This is a genomic window from Kocuria salsicia (assembly GCF_007681555.1).
GTDB lineage: Bacteria > Actinomycetota > Actinomycetes > Actinomycetales > Micrococcaceae > Kocuria > Kocuria salsicia.
Map to the genome: position 1 here is coordinate 247,385 of NZ_VELE01000002.1, position 20,089 is coordinate 267,473.

Consider the following 20,089-nt stretch of genomic DNA (forward strand, 5'->3'; position numbering starts at 1 on the left):
GGCGCGCAGCGACTTTTTCCACTACCGCCGCACGGCACGGCCGCGGCGGCCCGCCTCCCGAGGAGAACGCGTGAAACTTGCAGACCAGATCATCCAGCAACTCATCGCCGCGGGCGTCGAGCGCATCTACGGCGTGGTGGGCGACAGCCTGAACCCGATCGTGGATGCGGTCCGCCGCTCGGGGGGGTCCGCCAAGGGCGGCATCGACTGGGTCCACGTGCGCCACGAGGAGGCCGCCGCTTTCGCCGCGAGCGCCGAGGCGCAGGTGACCGGCAAGCTCGCCGTGTGCGCGGGCTCGTGCGGTCCCGGCAACCTGCATCTGATCAACGGCCTCTACGACGCCAACCGCTCCGGTGCCCCTGTGCTGGCGATCGCCTCCCACATCCCCTCCCAGTACATCGGCTCGGGGTACTTCCAGGAGACGCACCCGGACCGGATCTTCACCGAGTGCTCCGTCTACTCGGAGCTCGTGAGCACGGCCAAGCAGTCGCCCTCCGTGGTGGCCTCCGCGATCCAGTTCGCCGTCACGAGCCCGGGCGTGTCTGTGGTGACGCTGCCCGGTGACCTCGCGGACTCGGACGTGGCCGCCGACGCCCGCCCCTACTCCGTTCCCGCCCCCAGCTCGATCGTGCCCTCCGACGAGACGATCGCCCGCATGGCCGAGGCCCTGAACTCCGCCAAGAAGGTTGCGATCTTCGCGGGCATCGGCGTGTCTGGCGCGCACGACGAGGTCATCGCGCTCGCGGACACGCTCAACGCTCCCATCGGCCACTCGCTGCGCGGCAAGGACCAGATCCAGTTCGACAACCCGTTCGACGTCGGCATGACCGGGCTGCTGGGCTACGGCGCCGCGGCCGAGGGGCTGCACGACGCGGACGTCATGGTCATGCTGGGCACGGACTTCCCGTACGACCAGTTCCTCCCGGACGTCACCACCATCCAGGTGGACACCAACCCCGCAGTGATTGGACGCCGCACGGGCGTGACCGTGCCGGTGTACGGGGACGTGAAGTCCACGATCCTCAAGCTGCTGCCCGAACTGCAGCCCAAGAAGGACCGCTCCTTCCTGGACAAGACCCTCGCCAAGCACGACAAGCTGATGAACAAGGCCGTGGGGGCCTACACCCGCAAGGTCGAGAAGATCACCCCCATCCACCCCGAGTACGCCGCGTCCGTGCTGGACCAGGTGGCTGCCCGGGACGCCGTGTTCACTGCTGACACCGGCATGTGCAACGTGTGGACCGCGCGCTACATCAACCCGCTCGGCACCCGCCGCGTCCTGGGCTCCTACCTGCACGGCTCCATGGCCAACGCCCTGCCCCACGCGATCGGCGCGTCCATGGCGGAGCCGGGCCGCCAGGTGATCTCGGTCTCGGGCGACGGCGGGCTGTCCATGCTCATGGGCGAGTTGCTCACGCTCGCCGCGTACGACCTGCCGGTCACCGTGGTGGTCTTCAACAACTCGACGCTCGGCATGGTCAAGCTGGAGATGCTCGTGGACGGGCTGCAGGACTACGGCGTGGACGTCCCCCACACCGACTACGCGGCGATCGCCCGCGCCGCCGGGCTGCAGGGCATCCGCGTGGAGAAGCCCAAGGATCTCGAGTCGGCGTTCACCACCGCGCTCTCGCACCGCGGCCCCTCGCTCGTGGAGGTCATCACCGACCCCAACGCGCTGTCCATCCCCCCGAAGATCAAGAGCGAGCAGGTCTTCGGCTTCGCCACGGCCATGTCCCGCATCGTGCTCAACCGCGGTGCCGGCGAGGCCGTGTCGATGGCTCGCTCCAACCTGCGCAACATCCCGCGCGGCTGAGCCCGACGCCGTCGCCCGCACAACGGCGCACACGGACGGGGACCCGGTGGCACGCCGCCGCCGGGTCCCCGTTCACGTTTCCGCACAACAGGCCGGGAACGCCACGGATCCCGCGAGCGCCGTAAGGCGTGTGAGCCGTGTGAGCCGTGGGAGCCGTGTGAGCCGGAACATATAGGATCACGGGAGCAGTGCCCCTGTTCGCTCCCGTCAGGATTGGAGGCGGTGTCCCATGACCGCCGAGGACCCCTGGCCGCCCACCGACCCCGGGCGGCGTCGCCACCTGCTCGCGAACCTCGCGCACGGCTACTTCGTGGAGGGCGCCTCCAAGGTCTCGCTGGGCAAGAGGTCCGGGCTCTCTCGCGTCCAGGTGGCCGCCCTGCTGCAGGAGGCGCAGGAGACCGGGGTCGTGCGGATCGAGATCACGGTGCCGCTCGAGAGCGCGGACGCGGACCTCGCCCGGGCCGCGGGCCTGGAGCGGCTCGTGACGGTGGGCAGTCCCCACTGGCCCGCCGACCGCGACGACCTCGCACGCGCCGTCGCCCGGGAGGTCACCCGGCTGCTGCGGGACGACACCGTCCTGGGCATCTCCTGGTCCCGAATGCTCCAGGTCGCGGTCGGTCACCTGCCGCCGCTGCCGCACAACGACGTCGTACAGCTCGCCGGTGCGCTGTGCACTGACGGCACGCCCACCGAGGAGCCGCCGCATCTGCTCGTCGGCCTGGCCTGCCGCGCCGCGTGGCCGCTGTGGGCGCCATTGGTCGTGGAGCGGGCCGAGTCCCTGAAGGAGTCCCGCGAGGTCGCGGGGACACTGCGCCGGGCGGACGCTCTCGAGGGCGCGGCGCTGGCCGTCGGGCACTGGTCGCCGGAGGGTTCGACCGTGTGGCCGCGGGTCGGCGAGGACGTCGCCCGCGCCGCGCGGGACGCCGGGGCCGTGGCCGAGGTCTCTGGGCACCTGCTGGACGAGGCCGGCCACGAGGTGGACACGCCCGTGGCTGGAATGGTCGTCTCGGCGGGTGTGGGGCAGCTGCGCGCGGCCCGCCACAGGATCGGGGTCGCCTCCGGCGCGGAGCGCGCGCCCGCGGTCCTCTCCGCGGTGCGCGGTGGTCTCGTGGACCACCTGGTGTGCGACACAGCTCTGCGCGACGAGCTGGGGCGGCTCCTCCACGGCGGTGCACCTCCCCGCGAGCAGTGACCCGCCCCGGGGCTCCCGGTGACGCACCTCAGCTCACCCTCCCGGCGTCGCAAGGCACCCGTCCCGTCCACGCCAACGAAAGGACGTCATGACCCCCACGGTCGTCGGCATCGACTCCTCCACGCAGTCCTGCAAGGTCCTGGTGGTGGACGCGGCCACCGGCCGCACCCTGGCCTCCGGCAGCGCCCCTCACCCGGACGGCACGAGCATGGACCCCGCGCACTGGCTCAGCGCGCTGCGCACCGCGTGGCGGCAGGTGGGCGTCCCGGAGCGTGACGACGTCCTCGCCGTCTCGGTGGCCGGGCAGCAGCACGGGATGGTGGCGCTGGACGCCGAGGGCACCCCGGTACACGATGCGCTGCTGTGGAACGACGTCCGCAGCGCGCCCCAGGCCACCCGCATGCTCGAGGAGCACGGGCCCCGGTGGTGGATGGAACGGGTGGGCATGTCACCCGTCCCGTCCATGACGCTGTCCAAGCTCGCGTGGCTCGCGGAGAACGAGCCGGGGGCCGCCTCCCGCGTGGCGCGCGTCATGCTGCCCCACGACTGGCTGACGCTGCAATTGTGCGGGGAGTGCGTCACGGACCGCTCGGACGCCTCCGGAACGGGCTACTTCGACCCGTCGACCAATCGCTACCGCCCCGAGCTGCTGGAGGAGTACTTCGGTGCGGTGCCCGAGCTGCCCCGGGTGCTCGGTCCCGGTGAGGCCGCGGGGACGCTCGGGGAGCAGTGGGGGTGCGGCGGCGACGTCGTCGTGGGCCCGGGCGCGGGGGACAACGCGGCCGCCGCGCTCGGCCTGGGCCTGCGCGAGGCGGAGGTGGCGGTGTCCGTGGGAACCTCCGGAACCGTGTTCGCGTGCAGCCCCGAGCCGCCGCAGGACCCGACGTCCGTGACCGCCGGCTTCGCGGACGCCACGGGCCGGTTCCTGCCGCTGCTGTGCACGATCAACGCCGCGCGCGTCATGACCACCACCGCAGATCTGCTGGGGGTGGACCTGGAGGAGTTCACCCGCCTCGCGCGGTCCGGTCCCTCGGACGCGGGCGGGCTGACGCTGCTGCCCTACTTCGACGGCGAGCGCACGCCCAATCTGCCCACAGCCACCGGACACCTGGGCGGGATGACCGCGCCTCGCTGACCCGGGAGAACCTCGCCCGGGCGGCCGTGCTCTCCGTGGCCAACTCCCTCGCGGACTGCCTGGACATCCTGCGCGAGGCGCACGTGGCGGTGGATCGTGTGCTGCTCATCGGCGGCGGCGCCCGGTCCGAGGCGCTGTGCGAGGTCCTGCCGGACACGCTCGGCATGCCGGTCACGGTGCCGGAGGCGGGTGAGTACGTGGCGCTGGGTGCCGCGCGGCAGGCGGCCTGGGCGGCCACGGAGGAGCTGCCCGAGTGGTCCCGCTCCGTGAGCCGGGAGCTGTTTCCCGCGGGCGACGTCGGCGTGCAGGAGTTCCGCCGCCGCTACGCCCTCGCCCGGCAGGAAACACAGGCGCAGCTCGGCTGAGCACCCAGAGCACGTCGCTCACCGGTTCACCGGCTCGTCGATTCCTCGGCTCGTCGTTTCCCCGGTGCGTTGATTCCCGGGTTCGTCGGTTACCCGGCCCACGTGTTCGTCGGCTCCCGCGAACCCCTCAGCTCTCGAAGCCCGTGCGCCCCGTGAACTCCAGCGCGGCCCGCAGCCGCTCGGCCTGGTGCTCCGGCATGGGAGGCAGCTCGTCCACCGGGTACCAGTCCACGGCGAGGGACTCGTCGTCCGCGACCCGCGCGTCCCCGGAGAGGTAGCTGCACAGGAACGTGTGGTCCAGGAACTGGCAGCGGTCTCCGTTGGGGAACTGCACCTCCCCGCCGGCCTTGACCCGCACGAGCGCGTCCACGGTGATCTCCACCCCGGTCTCCTCCAGGCACTCGCGCCGGGTGGCCACACCGGGGTCCTCCCCCGGTTCCACGATGCCGGTGATCAGGCCCCAGTTCCCGTTGTCCGCGCGGCGCCCGAGCAGCACACGGCCCTCGTGCAGCACCACGGCGGTGCACCCCGGCAGCCAGAGCAGGTCGTGGCCGATCGAGCGGCGCAGGTGCTGGATGAACTCGGGTGTGGCCACGGGGTGGTCCTCCTGGTCGGTGACGGCGGGGTGCTACAGCCACGCGGAGAGGTTTCCTCCCCCACGGAGAGGACCCTCCCCACGGGGTGGTCGCTCCCCAGGGTACGTGCCCGCCCGTCACGGAAACCCCTCACGGGAAACCCGTCACAGGAACGTGAGGACCCCCAGGCTGCCCACGATCATGAACGGTCCCAGCGGGATCCGGCTGCCCGCCCCGGCCCACCGGGTGAGCATGAGCACCGCGCAGAAGATCCCTGCAGAGACGAAGGTGACGGCGAGTGCAAGCACGGTGTGGCCCACCGAGGCGAACCCCGTGGCCAGGCCCAGCACCCCCGCGAGCCGCACGTCTCCCATGCCCATGCCGGAGGGATTGATCAGCCGCAACGCCAGGAAGAGTCCGCCCATGAGCACGAGTCCCCACAGCATCCACCACAGCCGCACGGTGTCGTGGACGAGCAGCGCCGAACCCGCCAGCAGCACGGCGGTCACGGGGTAGAGGGGACGCACCACGGCACCGGGCAGGCGGTGTTCGCGGATGTCCGTGGCGGCGAGCCACACTCCTGAGCAGGCGAGCACCAGGACGGCCAGGGCACAGGCCACCGCGGCCAGCTGCGCGCTGGGCGACGTGTCCTTCAGGTGCTCCCCCACGAACCCCCCGATGCCCGACGCAGCGGTCAGCATCATGCGCCCATCCTAGGCACAGCCCCCGCCCCACCGGGAGAGCGCGGCGCAGGCCTGTGGAGAACCACTTCGTAGACTGGGGCCATGAGCACGCCCAGGCAGACCGGAGCCCGCTGGCAGGAGGAAACACCCTGGCAGGAGGAAGCACCCTGGCAGGGTGGAGCGTCCTCGCGCAGCGGGGCACCGTGGCAGCGCGGGGCACCCCCGCACGAGGGGTCCCCCTGGTCCGGGGCACCCGAGGACACGGCCGTGCACGAGGAGTCCTTCGCCGCCCTGTGCCGCTCCTCCCCGTGGCGGTGGGAGACCCTGCGTTTCTCCCTGCACTGGGTGCCGGGCGCGCAGGACCGCCCCGCCCAGCCGGTGCGAGCCTGGCTGCGCCGGCCCTCGGACCTGCGGGTCGAGACGCTGCGGGGCCACGCGCTGTACACGAGCACGTCCCTGGAGCGCTCCCGGGACGACTTCTACGTGGCGGACACCCCGCGCTCCTGGCTGCTCCCGCCGGGTCTCGTGACCCCCGTGTACGACGACGACGGCCTGGTCACCCGCCGTCCCGAGGCCGCCTACGGGGACCCCGTGTTCGGCGGCGGCCGGTGGCAGGCGATCCTCGACCCCGTGGAGCTCGTGGGCCCGGCCCCGGTCCCGCCGTACCTGCCGGAGCAGCGACCCGCGCGGCTGCGCTCGCTGGCGGCCGGGGCGTTCGCGAAGCGCCGGGTGTGGTGCGCCACCGTGGAGCCCACCGTGCGCTACCGCCCGGTGACGGCGGCCCACCCGCTCGCACCGGGGCCCACCCGGATCGCCGTGGACACGGCCACCGGCGTGTGCGTGTACTCCCATGTGCTGAGCGGCCCGTACGCCGGCCAGGGGCACCGGCTCGTGGTCGAGGGGGTGGACGAGTACCAGCTGGACGACCTCTTCACCCGCGAGGACTTCGACCTCACGGACGTCTCCCACCACCTCCCGTGGCGGGTCCCCGGCCACTGACGCGCCGCGGAGACCTCACTGGGGCACGCCCCCGAGGGGCCGTTGAAGGGCCGCTGAGGCGCCGCGGTTCCGTGCGCCCCCACCCGGGGAACGACGTCGCCGCCGGCCTTCGCGGCGTCCCCGCCCCGCTCTCCCCAGGCCGAACGCCGATCGGACGTCGGCCTGGTGGCGGCAGCGCACAGGTCTGGCGCCGCCGGGCTCAGCCGCCGAAGCGGCGCTGCCGGCGGGCGTAGTCGCGCAGGGCGCGCAGGAAGTCCACGCGCCGGAAGTCCGGCCACAACGCCTCGCAGAAGTAGAACTCGCTGTACGCGGACTGCCACATCAGGAATCCCGAGAGCCGCTGCTCCCCGGAGGTGCGGATCAGCAGGTCCGGGTCCGGCTGGCCGCGGGTGTAGAGGTGCGCGGAGACGTCCTCGATGCTCAGGGCCTGCGCGGTGGCCTCGAGGGACTCCCCGCGGGACGCGGCGTCCGTGAAGACCTCACGCACGGCGTCGACGATCTCCTGGCGGCCCCCGTAGCCCACAGCGATGTTCAGGTGCGGGCCGGGGTTCCCCGCGGTGCGCTGGACGCTGCTGGCCAGCTGCTCCTGCAGCTCCGGGGGCAGGGTGGCCAGCGCCCCGACCGCCTGCATCCGGCAGATCCCCTCCTCCTGCAGCTGCCGGGTGAGGTTCGTGATGATCTCCAGCAGCGCGGTGAGCTCCTCCGGCGGCCGGTTGAGGTTTTCGGTGGAGAGCACGTAGAGGGTGACCACCTGGATGTCGAGCTCGTTGCACCACCGCAGAAACTCCACGATCTTGCGCGCCCCGGCCCGATGGCCCTCCTCCGTGGAGGTGCCGAACTGCCGGGCCCACCGGCGGTTGCCGTCCACGAGGACTCCCACGTGGTGGGGCAGCTCCTCCTGCGAGAGGGTGCGCGCCAGGCGGTGCTCGTAGAACGAGTACATGACTCGGGGGAGCCTCATGACGGTCGTGCCCCCTGACTCTGCTCGGGCCTGTGCGGATTCACATCCACTAAACTACCCGTAGCGCCCGCCCAACACGGCAGCGCCCCACGACCGCCGTGCCGGTGGGAACAGTCACGGAAGGCAGTGTGATCCCCCATGCGAGACGACCGCGCCGGAGGCCGTGACCCGTACGATCCCCCCACGGTGGTGCGCCAGACACGCAACGGGCCGGTGACCGTGGAGCGCAAGCCCTCGTGGCGCGGCTGGATCCACGCGGGGTTCAGCCCCGTGGCCACCGCACTGGGGATCATCGCGGTGGTCGTTGCTCCCACCGTGCAGCTGCGCCTGGCTTGCGTGGTCTACGCCGTCACGGCCGTGCTGCTCTTCGGCACCTCCGCCGTCTACCACCGCTTCTACTGGAGCGCACGCATGAACGCGATCCTTCGGCGCATGGACCACTCGAACATCGCGCTCATCATCGCGGGCACCTACACCCCCATGGCAGTGAGCTTCCTGCCCGGACGCAGCGCCGCGGTCCTGCTCGCGGTGATCTGGTCCCTCGGGGCCCTGCTCGTCCTCTTCCGGGTGTTCTGGCTCGGCGCCCCGCGCTGGCTCTACACGCCCCTGTACGTGGTCATGGGCTGCCTCTCCGTGGTCTACCTCCCGGCGTTCTTCGGGGTCAACGTGCCCGCCACGGTCATGCTCATCGTGGGCGGCGCGCTCTACATCGGCGGCGCCGTCTGCTACGCCCTCAAGCGGCCGCGGCTGCGTCCCGCCACGTTCAGCTTCCACGAGGTGTTCCACGCGTGCACGATCGGCGGCTTCGTGTGCCACTACATCTCCATCATGCTGGCGATGTTCGCGGGCTGACCCCCCGGCTGTCACGACGACTCCGCCCCCGCCCCCGGGCAGGCCCGGGTCAGCTCATCGGCCGGGTCACCCCAGCAACCGCCCGACCTCCTGCGGACTGTGCACCGGCAGCTCGCAACGCCCGTCACGGCACAGCCACACCGTGAACCCTGTGCCGGGGTGCTCCGGGGCCTCCGTAGCCTCTGGCGTCATGGGGACCCCGTACGGTGCCACGGCGGCGTCCAGCACGAGCACGTCCACCACGCGGCGGGCCCTCACGGCGTCCCTGAGTTCGCGGACTTGTGCAGGATCCGCTGCTGAGACCACCAGCAGTGCGGGCGGGTCCTCCCGTTCCAGCACCGCCGAGACCATTCCACCGGCGGCGGTAGGGGCCTTCAGCACCACCCCCGTGGCCTGGGCAGTCAGCCGCTCCACGAGGTCGCGCGTGGCCATGCCCGCCGTCCGGGGCTGTGAGAGGTCCGTGAGCCACCGGGCGAGGACGGCCGGGGTGGACGGGGCGACGTCGTCGAACGGCTCGGCACGGCCCGTCGCCCCGGCCGTCACGAGGGTGGGGTCCAGGCGCGCAGACTCAAGGACGGCGTCGTCGCGCACGAAGCGCTCCACGGTGACTTCCGCAAGCGCGCGGCTGCGCTCGTACCAGACCCCGTCCCCGGTCGCGCGGTACAGAGCAAGCTGCCCCGCCCCCAGCCACGCGTAGTCCTCGAGCTGGCCCTCGTGCGGGTCCACCGCATCGCCGCGGGAGGTCCGCGCGAGCCGCCCTGTCGCCGCGTCCCGGTGGTGCTCCCACAGGAACTCCGCGGCCGCGCCCGCGAGGTCGAGCCACTCGGGGGCGTCCAGGAGCACGGCGGCGTCGGCGAGGCCCGCGATCATCATGCCGTTCCACGCCGTGACCACCTTGTCGTCCCGGTGTGGCGCTGTACGCTCGAGCCTGCGCTGCCACAGCGCGGCACGGAGGGACTCGTCCAGGATCCCCGTGACACGCCCCCCCTCACCCCACGCGGCGGTGACCGGTTCGGGGCGGACGCCCCCACTGCTGGAAAGGCCCTCGTCGACGCGGCTGAAGGTGTAGTACGCACCCTCGCGCTCCGCGTGCGGTTCGTCCGGGGACGGGTCACTGTCCGCGTCGAGGGACGCCGCGAACGCACCCTGGGGGGTCACCATCTCCCGGTGAAGCCAGTGCACGAGCGCGGTGGCGGCGTGACGGTACCGCGCCGCACGGTTCGGGTCCGTCCCCTCACGCTCCAGGATCACCACGGTGCGGGCGAGCACCCGCAGCAGCTGGGCGTTGTCGTAGAGCATCTTCTCGTAGTGCGGCAGGGACCAGTCCGGCGTCACGGAGTAGCGGAAGAACCCGCCTCCCACGTGGTCCTGGAGGGCTCCGAGCACGATTGCGTCCAGCGTCCTGCTCAGCAGCTCGCGTGCCGCGCGCCGCTGCTCCGGGATGAGCCACGAGGACGCCGTGCCCTCGTGGGCCTGGAAGGGTGACCGCGCAATCGTCGTCAGGGCCTCGAGCACCGGGGACGGCGGGAACTTCGCGCCCCCGCCGAAGCCCTCGTGGGCCGCGTCTCGGGCGAGTTCGAGGCCGTTGAGCCACTCACCCGCGAGCTCACCGGACGGTTCCCGCGCGCCGTCCCCCGCAGGCTCGGCCACCGCGGAGGGGCCGGCGTCCGCGAGCATCCTGTCGACGAGCTCCGGGTGCCGTTCCAGGGCCTCCGTCAGCTGCTCCGCGGAGCGTTCGACCTCGTCCCGTCGCACGGTCCAGGCCTCGGTGACGGCCACCATGACCTGCATGAAGGAGGGTCTGCCGTGCGCCGGCCGCGGTGGGTAGTAGGTGCCGGCGTGGAACGCGCGGCCCTCCGGCGTCAGGAACACGGTCATGGGCCAGCCGCCCTGACCGGTGAGCAGCTGGGTGGCCGCCATGTACACCGAGTCCACGTCCGGGCGCTGCTCACGGTCCACCTTCACGGGAACGAAGTGCGCGTTGACGTAGTCGCCCGTCTCCGGGTCCTCGAAGGACTCGTGGGCCATCACGTGGCACCAGTGGCACGCCGCGTAGCCCACGGAGAGCAGCACCGGCACGTCGCGCGTCTGCGCCTCCGCGAAGGCCTCGGGACTGAACTGCCACCAGTCCACGGGGTTCTCCGCGTGCTGGAGCAGGTAGGGACTCGTGGCACCGGCCAGACGATTCGGCATGGCACCACCGTCTCACAGTGCGGCCGGCGCCGTCAGGACCGGCTGGAGCCGTCCCGCCCGTCGGGTGCGCGGCCCGTGTGCGGTGACCGGACGGCGTCGCTACCGCTCGACCTCGCTCTCAGCACCGGTGCGGCGGGCGGCGTCGTTACCCGCTGTGCGGCCCTCGGCCGACGTCGTGCCCTCCGGGAGCGCACCGGTGGCGGCCCGTTCCTCGGCCGCGCGCCGCTCGGCGTACTCCGCCCGGTAGCGCAGCCGCCGGTTGCGACGGTTGAAGTCGATCACCAGCAGCACCACGGCGACCGCCAGCACGAAGGTCATCAGGAACCCGACCAGCCCCGGGGAGACCTGGCTCGGGTCGAGACCGGGGCGCAGCGTGTTCTCGGGGCTCGGCGCGGGCGTGGCCGCGTTCAGGACGCTCAGCAGCGTGGGCACGCGGGATCACTCGCTTCCGGGGTTCGAGGGCGCGTCCGCGACGCCCGCGAACAGGTCCGTCTCGGGCAGCTGCGCGTCCACACGGGACTCCGCGAGCGTGTAGTCCTCCCACGGCCACACCTCCGCCTGCGTCTCCGCGGAGACCGCGAAGAACATGCCGTTCGGGTCCACCTGGGTGCGGTGGCTGCGCAGTGCCTCGTCCCGGGCCTCGAAACGGTCCGCGCACTCGATCCTGGTGGTCGTCTCGTGGCGCGGCACCGGCGGGCGGTGGCCCTCCGGATCGGACTCCTGAATGGCGGCGATCCGCTCGGCGTAGGGCGACTGCAGCCCGCGCGCCTCGAGCGCCTCGTGCAGGGCGACGAAGCGCTCCACGTTGAAGGCGCGGTCGTAGTACAGCTTGGACGGGGCCCAGGCCTCGCCCGTGCCGGGGTACGCGTCCGGATCCCCCGCGCGCAGGTACGCCTCCATGGCCACGTTGTGGGTCTGGATGTGGTCCGGGTGCGGATAGCCGCCGTTCTCGTCGTAGGTCAGGATCACGTGGGGCCGGAACTCCCGCACCAGCTGCACCACGGGCGCCGCGGCACGCTCCAGCGGCTGCAGTGCGAAGCACCCCCACGGCAGCGGGGGAAGCGGGTCCCCCTCGGGCAGACCGGAGTCCATGAAGCCGATCCAGCGGTGCTCCACGCCGAGTGCACGCACGGCAGCGGCCATTTCGTGGCGGCGCAGGCCAGCGAGGTCCCGTTCGGCCGCGACATCCCCCTCCATCTCGGGGTTAAGAATCGAGCCGCGCTCGCCGCCGGTGCACGTGGCCACCATGACGCGGGCGCCCAGGCCCGCGTAGTGGGCCATCGTTGCGGCTCCCTTGCTGGACTCGTCGTCGGGGTGGGCGTGGATCGCCAACAGGCGCAACTGTGAATAGTCCGTCACCGAACGAATGCCTCCAAGACCTCATCGCGGAAAAACCGCCGTAAAAATGCAATCCCCGGTATCCTACGCCGCACCCGAATGCCGTGCGGCGCGTGCGTCACGCCACTTCACGACCGACGACGCCTCCCGTACCGGCCGCGCGGCGGCGTCGTCCGCCGCTGGGTACCCAGTCTTCGCCCACCGGCCCTCGGTAGAGTGGGGGCATGAGTTCTGCGATCCCCCAGCCGCCCGGTGGCTCGCCCGCACCCGGAACGGACCGCGTGCTCGCCCAGCGCTACGGCGGCGGGCACCGCCGCGTCAACCGGCCACGGCGGCGGGGGCCCTCCACACGCGGCTGGATCGTGATCGCGGCCGCTGCCACCCTTCTGGCCTCCCTGTTCGTCGTGTGGATCGTGTGGGGGAACTCCCAGCGGCCGGTGGCCAAGGACGTCAGCTTCCAGATCACGGACGCCGGTCACGTCTACGCGGACTTCGACCTCACAAAAGACCCGGACCAGACGGTCACGTGCGCGGTGCAGGCCCTCAACGAGCAGTACGCCGTGGTGGGCTGGCGCGAGGTCACGGTCGGGCACGTGGCGGACGAGGAGCTCAACGGCCGCACGAGCACGCACCGCGTCACGCTGCGCACCACGGGAATCGCCACGACTGCCGGCGTGGACACCTGCTGGGACGACGCCGGCTGACCCGCCCCCCCCCCTGCGACTGCGGTCGTGGAACGCGACACGTTGGGCTGGGCGCGCGGCCTCCACTAGACTTGCCGCGAGATCACATCCCCGACCCGGACACGCTGGGCCACGCGGCTCGCACCGGGGCGGGGTTTTTCACACGTGCTCACCAGGGCGGTGAGCACCGGAGAAACGGAGGCACAGTGCCTACTCACGAGGGAGCCTGGCTCACCCAGGAAGCGTACGACCGGCTCAAGAAGGAACTCGACTACATCGCCGGTCCCTACCGGCAGGAGATCGTCGACCGGATCGAACAGGCCCGCTCCGAGGGTGACCTCAAGGAGAACGGCGGCTACCACGCCGCACGCGAGGAGCAGGGCAAGAACGAGGGACGCATCGTCCAGCTGACCCAGCTCCTCGAGAACGCCCAGGTGGGCGAGGCCCCGGCGGACGACGGCGTCATCGAGGCCGGCATGGTGGTCACCGCGGAGATCGCCGGCGACGAGATGACCTTCCTCATGGGCAGCCGTGAGGTCGCCGAGGACCTCACCGGGGGCGAGGACCTCGAGGTATTCTCCGAGCGTTCCCCCATGGGTGCCGCGATCAACGGCCACAAGGTGGGCGACACCGTGAGCTACCAGGCCCCCAACGGCAAGGACATCACAGTCAAGATCCTGAAGGCCAAGCCCTTCAGCCGCTGACCCCCGAACTGAGGGCCACGCCGCAGCCGCGGTGTGGCCCTCAGCCGTTTCCTACGCCGTCACAGCACAACGTGGCGGCTCCCGTTGCCTCCCCGACAGGAGAACCCCTCGTGGTCACCCACTGGAACCGCACCCCGAACCGCTGGAGCGGGCCCCTACTCGTGCTCACCGCGCTGCTGGCCGTGGCCGCGGTGGTCGTGCACTTCGTGGGCCAGAGTCACCCCGCACTGAACTCGACCGGCGGTCTGCGCAACATCCTGTGGTTCGCCACGTTCGTCATGGCGTTCGTCACCTACGTGACGGCCCGCGGGGCACGACGCCGCTGAGCGGGCGCCGCGGCGACGTCGTCGCGTCCTCGTGGTTGTAGCGTCGTCCTCATGGCAGCGTCGTCCTTGCGACGTGGCTTCCGCAGCGGCACAGGCCCCAAGGCCCCGGGCCTGAGAGTCCAGGGATCAGTGCGCGATCACGGGGTGGAAGCCGTGCGCCTCCAGCTCGGCGATCACCTGGTCGCAGTGCTCGTGGCCCTTGGTCTCCATGTCGATGGTGATGGACACGTCCCCCATGGACAGGGAACCGCCGATGCGGGTGTGGTCCACGCCCGTGACGTTGGCGTCCAGGTCCGCGATGATCTGCGAGATCTGAGCGAGCTCGCCGGGGCGGTCGGTCAGCATCATCCTGACCGTCATGTAGCGTCCCGCTGCGCTGAGACCACGCTGGATGACCTTGAGCATCAGCATGGGGTCGATGTTGCCGCCGGAGAGCAGCACCACCGTGTTGCCGAGGTCCGGGTGGCTCTCCTTGAGGTCGCCTTCGAGGATTGCGGCCACGCCCACCGCGCCGGCGGGCTCCACGACCATCTTGTTGCGCTCAAGCATGAAGATCAGCGCCTGGGCGAGCGAGTCCTCGGAGACCGTCACGACGTCGTCCGCGAGCTCCCGGATCACGGTGAAGGGCAGCTGCCCCGGGCGGCCCACCGCGATGCCGTCCGCGATCGTGGAGACCCGGGACAGCGTCACGATGGCATCACCGGCGAGCGACGGCGGGTAGGCGGCGGCGTTCTCCGCCTGTACGCCGATCACGCGGATGTCCCGGCCCTGTTCACGGGCCTTCGCCTTGATGGCCACCGAGACGCCGGCGAGCAGCCCGCCTCCACCCACTCCCGCGATCACGGTGTCCACGGTGGGCAGCTGGTCGAAGATCTCCAGGCCGATCGTGCCCTGCCCGGCAATGATGTCCACGTGGTCGAAGGGGTGCACGAACACCGCACCGGTCTGGTCCGAGAAGCGCTGAGCCTCCGCGAGCGCCTCGTCCACGGTGGAGCCGTGCAGCACCACTTCCGCGCCGTGGTCCTGGGTGGCCGCGATCTTGGGCAGCGCCGCACCGAGCGGCATGTAGATCCGCGCCTCGATGCCGAGCTTGGCGGCAGCGAGGGCCACGCCCTGGGCGTGGTTGCCGGCCGAGGCCGCCACCACTCCCCTGGCCTTCTCCTCGTCCGAGAGCTGCGACATCCGCACGTACGCGCCGCGCACCTTGAAGGAGCCCGCGCGCTGGAGGTTCTCGCACTTGAGGTAGACCTCCGAACCGAGCGCGCGCGACAGCGCCCGGGAGTGGGCCAGCGGCGTCCGCTCGGTCACCCCCTCCAGCAGCGTGGCGGCACGGCGGACGTCCTCCACCGTTACGGGCAGATCTGGGTGGGCCACAGAGAACTTCCTTCGTCGTAGCCGGTTGCTTGGTCCGCCGCGGGGTTCCGGGCCCGGTGGATCGCGACCGGGACTGCGGGGCGGGGACAACAGAACGCGGCGCCCGTGGGTGGGGGCGCCGCGCTCCATGCTATTACCTCGCGAGAGGTCTCAGCGCCGGGAGTCGTCCGTGCTCAGGACGTCCTCCTCGATGCTCGCGTTGTGCTTCGTCTGCTTGCGGTGCTTCTCGTCACGCCTGTGCTCCTCGGCCTCGCGCTCCTTGTGGCGCTTGCCGCGGAAGCGCTGGAGCAGCGCCATGACCTGGTCGCGGTCCAGGTCCTTCTTCTTGGCCGTCTTCTTGATCTCGCGGGGGTACATCAGCGGCTCCCACGCGATCTCGTCGTCGTGCTCCCAGGCACGGCTGGCCAGGTAGCGAACGATCGTGTTGAGCACGGCCATCAGCGGCACGGAGAACAGGGCACCGGCAATGCCGAAGAGCACGCTGCCGGAGGCCACCGCCAGGAACACGGCCACCGGGTGCAGGGAGACGGCCTTTCCCATGATCAGGGGCTGCAGCACGTTGGACTCGAGCTGCTGCACGAGCAGCACCACGCCCAGCATAGCCAGGGCGATCCACGGGCTCACGGCCACGAGGGCGACCAGCACGGCCACCGCACCGGTGGCCACGGCGCCCACGATCGGAATGAAGGACGCCAGGAACACCAGCACGCCGATGGGCAGGGCGAGCGGGACGCCCAGGAAGAATGCGCCCACGCCGATGCCCACGGCGTCCACGAACGCCACGAAGACCTGGATCCGCACGTACTGGGCCAGGGAGATCCAGCCACGGCGACCGGATCCGTTGACTGCGGAACGAGCGCGGCGGGGGAAGAGCTTGACCACGAACAGCCAGATGTTCTCGCCGTCCATGAGGAAGAAGAGCAGCACGAACAGCATGATGATCGTGCCGGTGACGATGTTGCCCGCAGTGGAGCCGAAGGTCATGGCCCCGGAGAGGACCTTGTCCGAATTCTGCTGCAGCGTGTTGCCGAGGTCCGCGATCCACTGGTTGATGTTGTCCGTGGAGAGGTTCAGCGGGCTGTCCTCCAGCATGCCGATCAGCTGCTGGAAGCCCGCCACGGCGTTGTCCGAGAGCTGGGCGAAGCCCACGATCATCTGCTGCCCCGCCAGGGTGAGGAGCCCCAGGACCAGCACGATCAGGCCGAGCTCCACGGTGATGGAGGCGAGCGCGGCGGGGAATCCCCTGGAGCGCAGCCAGCGCACGGCGGGGAACAGCAACCCGGCGAGCAGGGCGGCGAGCAGTACCGGGATCAGAACGGTGGTGACGAGCGAGAGCAGCCACCCGACCACCCCCACCCCGGCGATGATGAGCAGGATGCGCCAGGACCACGCCGCGGCGATCCGCACGGGAGCCGTGACCGTGTCCTGGGCGTCGAGGGCGGGAGCGTCGCTCGACCGCGGGGCGTCCGGCACGCGGTCCGGGGACGTGCTCGCGGGAGACGTGGAGATGCTGGAAGACATGGGCACCATGATCGCATCATTGCGCGCAATGTTGTTACCGGGCCGCCGCCCGCGGGATGACAAAATGGCTGCCATGTCCACCACACTGCTGCGCATCCTGGCCCAACGCCGTCCCGCGAGCCTGCTGAGCCAGGAGGCACCCCGCCAGGAGGAGCTCGAGGCCGTCCTGCGTGCCGCCGCCGGTGCGAAGTACGACGAGCGGCCCACCGGCTGGCGTGCCGTGGTGACCACCCGCCCCTCAGCCCCCCTGCTGGCCGCCGCCATGGCCGGGCTGGCCTCGGTGCCCAACCTCACGGGCCCGGTCCCCCGCCTGAAGGGCAAGAAGATCCGGGTTCTCGCCGCCTACCGCGGTTCCCTTTCGTGGGCCTCCCGCGGCGGCGCCGCCATCGCGATCGTCTTCCGCCACCACCCGGAGCTCGAGGAGTCCAAGAAGGTCCAGCGTGGGGAGGTCTCCGCGGCACGCGGTGTCCTGGAGGCCGCGTTCTACGCGCAGGGCTGGGCCACCATCTGGTCCCAGCGCGAGCCCTACGACCGGGAGATTCTCCGCTCGTTCTACGACCTCGACGAGCACGAGGAGGTCCTCGGCTGGCTCTTCGTGGGCCGCGCCGCTCCTGACAGTGTGCCCTCCCGTGCGATCAACCTGCCACCTCGCGACCTCGGGATCAGCTACATCTGAGCGGGCACCGGGCGCGACGACGCTGCGCGGCCCCGGTGACGCGGCGTGCCGCACGTCCGCTGCGCAGCGCCGTTGTCGGCCCCGGTACCTAGCGGCGCCGCGCCTCGTCCACCGCCCTGGGACAGACAGAGCGACGGCCCGGTGTGCGTGCACCGGGCCGTCGCTGTCGGGACGTTTCAGTCCAGGAGGAGTCAGTCGCTCATCGACCGGATGATCGTCAGCAGACGCAGGATCTCCACGTAGGTCCAGATCAGGGTCACGGTCAGGCCGAACGCCGCAGACCAGGCAGCCTTCTGGGGGATGCCGCGCCTCACGCCGTCGCTGATGTTCTCGAAGTCCAGTACGAAGCTGTAGACGGCCAGCAGGATCGCGATGGCACCCACGAAGAGCCCCAGCGGAATGCCGAAGACGGAGACGTCGGTGCGCAGGTTGAAGCCGCCCAGCAGCGAGGTGCCCAGGTTCACGAGGGCGAAGATGGCGTAGGCCATCATGGCCACGAAGAAGAACTTGGTCACTCGCGGGGTCGCGCGCAGCACGCCCGTCTTGTAGAGCACGAGGACCGAGACGAAGACCGCCAGGGTGCCGATGACCGCCTGCACCACCACGCCCGGGTAGGTGCTCTCGAACATGCCCGAGATGCCGCCGAGGAACAGGCCCTCCGCGAGCGCGTACAGGATGATGAGCACGGGGCTGGGTTCCCGCTTGAACGAGTTCACCAGACCGAGGACGAGGCCCACGATGGCACCGGGAACCGCGAGGACGGGCACAAACCAGCCCGCGAAGGCGGCCACGACCACGCAGCCGAGCACGAGCGAAGTGCGCATTACGACGTCGTCGTAGCTCATGCGCCCGGTCTGGGCGGGCCCGGCGGCGGGCGCGTTGTACATCCGCTCGAGCTGCTCGGGCGAGTACTGGGCACCCTGGGGTGATGCGGGTACGGTGGTGGCGTTCTTCTTGTTGAAGTCTCGCAGGAGGGGGTTGCCGCCGGCCATGGGACGTCCTTTCTGGGCGTGGGCGAGCTGAGATCCCAGGTTAGCACCGGAACCTGCACGCCAGCCTGGAGTCCGTGGACGGCGAACAGACCCGCGGGGGTCGGTTCACGAGTGCCGGGCGGCGGGATCGGTGCTGCGTCGGGGGTGCCCCCAGTGGGATTCGAACCCACACTGAGCGGATTTTAAGTCCGCTGCCTCTGCCGGTTGGGCTATGGGGGCGGGTACGACGACGGTGGGGCCGCCCGCAGGCGGCCCCACCGTCGTCGACGTGCAGGCTACAGGCTGGCCTTGGCGTCCGAGACCTTCACGCCGGCGGCTTTCTCGAAGGCCCGGCGCGGATCGCGCAGGTGGCGCAGCGGCTGGGTGTCCCGCCCGAAGACCATGTTCAGGCCCCACTGGGTGAACACGCGTGCCTTGCGGTCCACCGTGGGGATCGCATAGCCGTGGTACAGACGGTGCATGAGCCACGCAGGCAGTCCGCCGAGGTCGATGTTGCGCACCGTGGCGGCACCCTTGTACAGGCCCAGTCCGGCCACGGAGCCGAGGCCCTCGTGATAGTAGTCCTGCAGGGGCTCGCCCTGGTGGGCGGCCATGATGTTCTTGGCCATCCTGGCTGCCTGGCGGACCGCGTGCTGGGCGTTCGGCACGCAGAAGCCCCCCGGGCCGGCACCGGTGAGGTCCGGGACGGCGGCGATGTCGCCGGCGGCCCAGGCGCCGTCGAAGGGCCCGTCGTCGCCGGTGACGCGCAGGTCTGCGCCCACGCGCAGGCGGCCGCGCTCGTCGATGGGGAAATCGCTGTTCTTGATGAAGGACGCGGCGGCCACGCCGGCGCACCAGATCAGGGTGTCCGTGGCGAGCTCGCCGGCGGGCGACTTGTCACCCATGTTGATGAGCTTGACGACGTCCCCGTCTACCTCGGACACGGACGTGTTCAGGAGCACCTCGACGCCGCGGGAGCGCAGCTCGGCCACGACCTTCTCAGCGCGGTCCTTGGAGACCTCGGGCATGATCCGTCCCATGGCCTCGATCATCACGAAGCGCAGGTCCGAGACCTTCAGGCGGTCGTTGCGCTCCACAGCGGTACGTGCCATGTCCTCGAGCTCGGCAATGGTCTCGATGCCGGCGAAGCCGCCGCCCACGACCACGAACGTCAGCGCCTGGCGCTTGGCGTCCTCGTCGTCGGTGAGGGACGCCACCTCGATGCGCTCGAGCATCCAGTTGCGCACGGAGACGGCCTCTTCGATCGTCTTCATGCCGATGGCCTTCTCCGCGAGCCCCGGGATGGGGAACGTGCGGGTGTTGGAGCCGCCGGCCACCACGATCTCGTCGTAGGGCAGCTCGAACTCGGGACCCTCGTCGATGCCGCGGATGGTGACCTTGCGGTTGGCGTGGTCGATGTTCTCCACGCGGCCGGCGATCAACTCGCAGTCCCGCAGGTTCTGGCGGTGGGGAACCGTGGCGGAGCGCGCCTCAATGTTCCCGGCCGCGACCTCGGGGAGGAAGGGAAGGTAGGTCATGTACGGGTTGGGGTCCACCACGGTGACCACGCCGCCGGACTCCTTGATACGGGTCTGCAGCTTCTGCGCGACGGTGAAACCGACGTACCCGCCACCCACGATGAGAAGGCGCGGACGGTCCTTGGCAAGTTGATTGAAAGACATGCCTGGAAGTTTACTCATCACCGGGAACTTTTGCTCACGCCCTGCC

At 70.9% G+C, this 20,089-nt stretch carries 20 protein-coding genes and 1 tRNA gene; 10 read left to right on the forward strand and 11 right to left on the reverse strand.

Annotated features, from left to right (window positions below; translation table 11 throughout):
* Positions 1-70 precede the first annotated feature (70 nt).
* The 4 genes from FS770_RS05905 to FS770_RS14035 all read left to right on the forward strand — a co-directional run bounded on the left by FS770_RS05905 (position 71) and on the right by FS770_RS14035 (position 4,505).
* Positions 71-1,813, forward strand: coding sequence for a pyruvate dehydrogenase (locus tag FS770_RS05905; RefSeq protein WP_145010594.1), 1,743 nt, complete (start codon positions 71-73; stop codon positions 1,811-1,813).
* A gap of 229 nt (positions 1,814-2,042) precedes the next feature.
* Positions 2,043-3,005, forward strand: a complete 963-nt coding sequence (locus FS770_RS05910) for a sugar-binding transcriptional regulator (RefSeq protein ID WP_145010596.1) — start codon at positions 2,043-2,045, stop codon at positions 3,003-3,005.
* Between the two features lie 88 nt (positions 3,006-3,093).
* Positions 3,094-4,140, forward strand: coding sequence for an FGGY family carbohydrate kinase (locus FS770_RS05915; protein ID WP_244944779.1), 1,047 nt, complete (start codon positions 3,094-3,096; stop codon positions 4,138-4,140).
* A 35-nt stretch (positions 4,141-4,175) separates the two neighbouring features.
* Entirely contained in the window at positions 4,176-4,505 is a 330-nt protein-coding gene (locus FS770_RS14035; protein WP_238694009.1) for an FGGY-family carbohydrate kinase, read from the forward strand.
* A 127-nt stretch (positions 4,506-4,632) separates the two neighbouring features.
* Here the strand turns inward: FS770_RS14035 and FS770_RS05920 are convergent, their stop codons facing one another.
* Positions 4,633-5,100: an NUDIX hydrolase gene (locus FS770_RS05920; RefSeq protein WP_094393572.1), complete on the reverse strand. Its 468-nt coding sequence runs from the start codon at positions 5,098-5,100 to the stop codon at positions 4,633-4,635.
* 144 nt (positions 5,101-5,244) lie between these two features.
* Positions 5,245-5,784, reverse strand: coding sequence for a prepilin peptidase (locus FS770_RS05925; protein WP_145010599.1), 540 nt, complete (start codon positions 5,782-5,784; stop codon positions 5,245-5,247).
* Between the two features lie 81 nt (positions 5,785-5,865).
* Between FS770_RS05925 and FS770_RS05930 the strand changes: the two genes are divergently transcribed.
* The gene (locus FS770_RS05930; protein ID WP_232300193.1) at positions 5,866-6,762 is read left to right on the forward strand and encodes a hypothetical protein; all 897 of its coding nucleotides are present in this window, start codon (positions 5,866-5,868) and stop codon (positions 6,760-6,762) included.
* A gap of 199 nt (positions 6,763-6,961) precedes the next feature.
* On the opposite strand, the gene FS770_RS05935 is transcribed toward FS770_RS05930, so the two are convergent.
* Positions 6,962-7,723 carry an isoprenyl transferase gene (locus FS770_RS05935; protein ID WP_055082597.1) on the reverse strand — a complete coding sequence of 254 codons (762 nt, stop codon included), beginning with the start codon at positions 7,721-7,723 and terminating at the stop codon, positions 6,962-6,964.
* A gap of 138 nt (positions 7,724-7,861) precedes the next feature.
* Between FS770_RS05935 and trhA the strand changes: the two genes are divergently transcribed.
* Positions 7,862-8,575, forward strand: coding sequence for a PAQR family membrane homeostasis protein TrhA (gene trhA / locus FS770_RS05940; RefSeq protein ID WP_145010602.1), 714 nt, complete (start codon positions 7,862-7,864; stop codon positions 8,573-8,575).
* A gap of 66 nt (positions 8,576-8,641) precedes the next feature.
* On the opposite strand, the gene FS770_RS05945 is transcribed toward trhA, so the two are convergent.
* The 3 genes from FS770_RS05945 to mca all read right to left on the reverse strand — a co-directional run bounded on the left by FS770_RS05945 (position 8,642) and on the right by mca (position 12,127).
* On the reverse strand, positions 8,642-10,768 hold the full coding sequence (locus tag FS770_RS05945) for a thioredoxin domain-containing protein (protein ID WP_144942387.1): 2,127 nt from the start codon (positions 10,766-10,768) through the stop codon (positions 8,642-8,644).
* A gap of 99 nt (positions 10,769-10,867) precedes the next feature.
* Entirely contained in the window at positions 10,868-11,200 is a 333-nt protein-coding gene (locus FS770_RS05950) for a hypothetical protein (RefSeq protein ID WP_244944780.1), read from the reverse strand.
* Positions 11,201-11,206: 6 nt separating this feature from the next.
* Complete coding sequence (gene mca, locus FS770_RS05955; protein WP_126874772.1) at positions 11,207-12,127, reverse strand: mycothiol conjugate amidase Mca; 921 nt, start codon at positions 12,125-12,127, stop codon at positions 11,207-11,209.
* Between the two features lie 203 nt (positions 12,128-12,330).
* Here mca and FS770_RS05960 point away from each other — a divergent pair, with 203 nt between their 5' ends.
* The 3 genes from FS770_RS05960 to FS770_RS05970 all read left to right on the forward strand — a co-directional run bounded on the left by FS770_RS05960 (position 12,331) and on the right by FS770_RS05970 (position 13,819).
* On the forward strand, positions 12,331-12,810 hold the full coding sequence (locus FS770_RS05960) for a DUF4307 domain-containing protein (protein WP_055082589.1): 480 nt from the start codon (positions 12,331-12,333) through the stop codon (positions 12,808-12,810).
* 185 nt (positions 12,811-12,995) lie between these two features.
* Positions 12,996-13,493, forward strand: coding sequence for a transcription elongation factor GreA (greA, locus tag FS770_RS05965; protein ID WP_055082587.1), 498 nt, complete (start codon positions 12,996-12,998; stop codon positions 13,491-13,493).
* A gap of 110 nt (positions 13,494-13,603) precedes the next feature.
* Positions 13,604-13,819, forward strand: coding sequence for a hypothetical protein (locus FS770_RS05970; protein ID WP_055082585.1), 216 nt, complete (start codon positions 13,604-13,606; stop codon positions 13,817-13,819).
* Positions 13,820-13,945: 126 nt separating this feature from the next.
* Here FS770_RS05970 and ilvA read toward each other — a convergent pair whose 3' ends face one another.
* Positions 13,946-15,193: a threonine ammonia-lyase gene (gene ilvA, locus FS770_RS05975; RefSeq protein WP_094393567.1), complete on the reverse strand. Its 1,248-nt coding sequence runs from the start codon at positions 15,191-15,193 to the stop codon at positions 13,946-13,948.
* Positions 15,194-15,343: 150 nt separating this feature from the next.
* On the reverse strand, positions 15,344-16,714 hold the full coding sequence (locus FS770_RS05980; RefSeq protein WP_145010605.1) for an AI-2E family transporter: 1,371 nt from the start codon (positions 16,712-16,714) through the stop codon (positions 15,344-15,346).
* Between the two features lie 73 nt (positions 16,715-16,787).
* Here FS770_RS05980 and FS770_RS05985 point away from each other — a divergent pair, with 73 nt between their 5' ends.
* Positions 16,788-17,390: a nitroreductase family protein gene (locus tag FS770_RS05985; protein WP_232300192.1), complete on the forward strand. Its 603-nt coding sequence runs from the start codon at positions 16,788-16,790 to the stop codon at positions 17,388-17,390.
* Between the two features lie 191 nt (positions 17,391-17,581).
* Here FS770_RS05985 and FS770_RS05990 read toward each other — a convergent pair whose 3' ends face one another.
* The 3 genes from FS770_RS05990 to FS770_RS06000 all read right to left on the reverse strand — a co-directional run bounded on the left by FS770_RS05990 (position 17,582) and on the right by FS770_RS06000 (position 20,043).
* Entirely contained in the window at positions 17,582-18,382 is an 801-nt protein-coding gene (locus FS770_RS05990) for a Bax inhibitor-1/YccA family protein (protein ID WP_055082577.1), read from the reverse strand.
* A gap of 145 nt (positions 18,383-18,527) precedes the next feature.
* Positions 18,528-18,601: transfer RNA gene (locus FS770_RS05995), tRNA-Leu, on the reverse strand.
* Positions 18,602-18,657: 56 nt separating this feature from the next.
* A complete protein-coding gene (locus tag FS770_RS06000; protein ID WP_145010608.1) occupies positions 18,658-20,043 on the reverse strand; it encodes an NAD(P)/FAD-dependent oxidoreductase in 1,386 nt (461 codons plus the stop codon).
* Positions 20,044-20,089: the final 46 nt, after the last annotated feature.